Origin of the sequence: Streptomyces flavofungini, from assembly GCF_041028215.1 — a bacterium.
Lineage (GTDB): Bacteria > Actinomycetota > Actinomycetes > Streptomycetales > Streptomycetaceae > Streptomyces > Streptomyces flavofungini_B.
On sequence record NZ_JASKYR010000694.1, the window covers coordinates 1 to 3038 of the forward strand.

Genomic DNA, 3038 nt, shown 5'->3' on the forward strand with positions numbered 1-3038 from the left:
TCCGTACGGGGCGCGGGGTGCGCCTTGTTGGTCTTGGCGACCGCGTTCACGAGCTGTTTGCGCACGGCCGCGGGCAGGTCCTCCCCTTTGACGGTGTCCACCACGTCACCGGCCAGCCGGTGCAGCTTGGTGTTGGTGTTCTGCGACGCCGTCACGAGGACTTCCCAGGCGGCCTCGGGGCTCAGGCTGAAGACGGACATCAGGATGCCGCGGGCCAGATCGATGGTCGGGCGGGTCTGCAGGGCCCGCCGCAACTGGGCCACCACGGTCCGCAGGTCCTGGGGTGACTGCCCGTCCGCGTTCGTGGCGTCCACGGGGGCGGCCTCCGGTTCCTCGTCGAAGTCGAACGCGAAGTCGACGGGCTCGAAGAGGCCGTGCGTGGCCGTCAGGTCCAGTATGCGGTCGACGGCGGGGCTGGAGGTGCGCAGGGTGACGGTCCTGCCGTGCCGCAGCGCGCGGCGGCGCAGGGCGAGCAGGAGGTTGATGCCGGAGCAGTCGCAGAAGGTGACCTCGCTCATGTACAGGTCGAGGCCGTCCACCGAGCGGCTGAGGGCGCGCAGCAGGTCGGGCCTGATCCGCTGGCAGGCGTCGAGATCCAGCTCATTCCGGACGATGACGCCTACGCGGGTGCCGTCCGGCACGGTGTCGATCGTCGCGGGCAGCGGCGTTCCCGGCAGCGGAGGGTGCCCGGCATGCCCGGCTCCCCCGTCGTCCCCGGTGAGAGGCTGCTCCGGGTGTGCAGGCTCGGGCATGGCCCCTCCTCTCGTCTCGCCTACCGCTGGTCCAAGGCTGCCCGCCGCAGCCAAGCACGTCAACTAATACATGAAAGGTAGTACGTGTTTTTGAAAACGTGTTTGTTGGGTCGCTAGAGTTGGGCCATGGATGAAGTGCCCGAGCCCCACACCGGATGGACGTTCCTCACCAATCACGCAAGGGTCCTGGCGGCCATCGCCGACAATCACAACGCGCGTATCCGTGACATCGCGGCCCACTGCCGGCTCACCGAGCGCGCCGTACAGAAGATCATCGCCGACCTGGAGCAGGACGGTTACCTCTCCCACACCCGGGAGGGCCGCACCAACACCTACCGTATCGATCCCAGCAAGGTCCTGCGGCACCCGGCCGAGTCCGGTCTCGCCGTAGCCTCGCTGCTCTCCCTGCTGGTGCACGACGAAGCCGACCGCACGGCCCTGGACGCCGACGGACGGCACCACGCCAGCGCCTGACCTCTGGCCTCGGGCGGCGCGTAGGGCGCTGCCGCCTGCCGGTCCCGCGCCTGGACCCCCGCGCGGCGAACCGGTCCCCGCACCGGCATTTCCTCCTGGCGACGCGTCCGCCGGGAGACGTTGTCAGTGGCGGATGCGAGTCTGCTCCGCATGGACAGCAACGACGAGAAGCTGCTGCGCGGCCGTGTCTACGGCCGGGACCACGACGACCCCGACCCCGGGCCCAGGCCGGGCCGTCACTATGCCGAGCTGGTCGGCGGGCCGCTGGACGGCCTGCTGCTCGACATCACCGGCATGGCGCGGGAGGAGCGGCGCGCGGGCGTCGCCCTGCGCACCGAGCTCGGCCGGTTCGGCGCCGGAGGCCGGGCGATGTACGACCCTCGCCCGGCCGACCGGAGCCGCTGGGACTGGTCCGGCGACATGCCGTGAGCCCGGTGGCATGCCGTGATCAGGGTGACCTGCCGTGACACTCACGAAAGTGTCACGGCCCGCGCTCAGGGTGTGTTGACGGAGAAGACGACGCGCTTACCGACCGTGGAGTTGATGCGCTCGTTGATGCCCCACAACCGGTCGCTCGACCAGGAGTAGTTGAGGTTCTGGGTGTAGACGGGGGCGGCGGTCATGACGTGCGGCGCGGCGTTGGCCTGCGCCTTGTGGACGCAGGAGTAGGGGTCGTCGGCGGTGCCGCCGCCCGCGCCCGTCGGGCAGGTCCCCGCCATGTACCAGTTGGTGCCGTCGGTGGCCGCGCCCTGCATCGACCAGACCGGGGAGGAGTACGCGGCGGACGCGCCGCCCTCGGGCAGCTTCGTCGTGGCGTCCAGCGGCCAGCGGACGACGCGCCCGCCCGCGGCGTCCTTCTTGTACTCGGCCGAGACGAGGGCGTCCTTGCCGCCCGTGCGGTCCAGGCTCAGGGAGTTCAGGCAGGGCGTGGTGCCGGAGGTGACGGAGCACGCGGTGTTACCGGTGGTGGTCTGGTACATCGCGACCATCGGGACGGCGTAGTTGTGCCAGAGGCCCGAGGAGGTGGTGCCGGAGATGCCCACCTCCTTGTCCTGCTTGTTCAGCTTCCAGACGTGCCGCAGGTCGTAGACCTGGAGATACCGTCCGTTGGCGACGAAGGCGCGGTCGCCGTACCAGACGACGCCGTCGACGTGGTTGCCCGGGACCACGCGGAAGTCGCCCTTGCCCTCGGCGTTCCTGCTCGGCTGGACGAGCAGCAGGTTGTGGTAATTGGGCGTGCCGCTCCTGGTGTTGACCAGGGTGAGCCTGGCGTACTCGTCGCCGCGCCGCTTGGCGGGGTCGGCGTTGCCCATGTCGGTGCTGTGGTGCCAGGTCGCGGCATAGGCGGGTATGCCCTTGTACTGCCCGTCGGTGGGGGTGCCGGAGTCGCTGTACGGCAGGGAGAGCCCCTGGGGCGTCCAGCCGCCGTCGGTCGTGTTCCAGCTGCTGGACCGGTCGTCCTCCTTCTTCCAGCAGTAGCCGCTGGGCTTGAGGCTCGCGGACAGGCCGGTGTCGTGGCAGAGCCCGGCCATACCGGTGTTGCCCCCGGTGTTGAGGATGGTGCTGACGTCGACGTTCTTGACGGCGCCGGTCTTCTCCACGGCCTCGACGGCGGCGTCCGTGCCGTCGGCACCGCCCTGGCCGAGCACCTGGTTGAGCTTGAACTGCGCCACGGTCGCGGGGTCCACCGCACCGAACGGCATGGCGGCGGACGCCGGATGGGCCCCCGCCAGCGTGGCGGCGACGGCCACGACCGAGCTGCCGACGACGCCGAGCCGCATTCTCCATGTGTAGGTCATGCGGTGACCATAT

Annotated in this window: 4 protein-coding genes; 2 read left to right on the forward strand and 2 right to left on the reverse strand. The window is 70.1% G+C overall.

Annotation, left to right across the window (positions count from 1 at the left end; translation table 11 throughout):
• The coding region (locus AB8Z36_RS32650) for an ANTAR domain-containing protein (RefSeq protein ID WP_369217001.1) at nucleotides 1-752 on the reverse strand (752 nt) is incomplete at its 3' end.
• Nucleotides 753-878: 126 nt separating this feature from the next.
• Between AB8Z36_RS32650 and AB8Z36_RS32655 the strand changes: the two genes are divergently transcribed.
• On the forward strand, nucleotides 879-1226 hold the full coding sequence (locus tag AB8Z36_RS32655; RefSeq protein WP_369217002.1) for a helix-turn-helix transcriptional regulator: 348 nt from the start codon (nucleotides 879-881) through the stop codon (nucleotides 1224-1226).
• Between the two features lie 150 nt (nucleotides 1227-1376).
• Nucleotides 1377-1655, forward strand: coding sequence for a hypothetical protein (locus tag AB8Z36_RS32660; protein ID WP_369217003.1), 279 nt, complete (start codon nucleotides 1377-1379; stop codon nucleotides 1653-1655).
• Between the two features lie 65 nt (nucleotides 1656-1720).
• Here the strand turns inward: AB8Z36_RS32660 and AB8Z36_RS32665 are convergent.
• Nucleotides 1721-3038, reverse strand: a 1318-nt coding sequence (locus AB8Z36_RS32665) for a hypothetical protein (RefSeq protein WP_369217004.1), incomplete at its 5' end; no start/stop codon positions are given.

Excerpts from the sequence above, each read along its gene's own strand:
- AB8Z36_RS32660 (WP_369217003.1), top strand. The coding sequence starts at position 1,377 with ATGGACAGCAACGACGAGAAGCTGCTGCGCGGCCGTGTCTACGGCCGG.
- AB8Z36_RS32655 (WP_369217002.1), top strand. The coding sequence starts at position 879 with ATGGATGAAGTGCCCGAGCCCCACACCGGATGGACGTTCCTCACCAAT.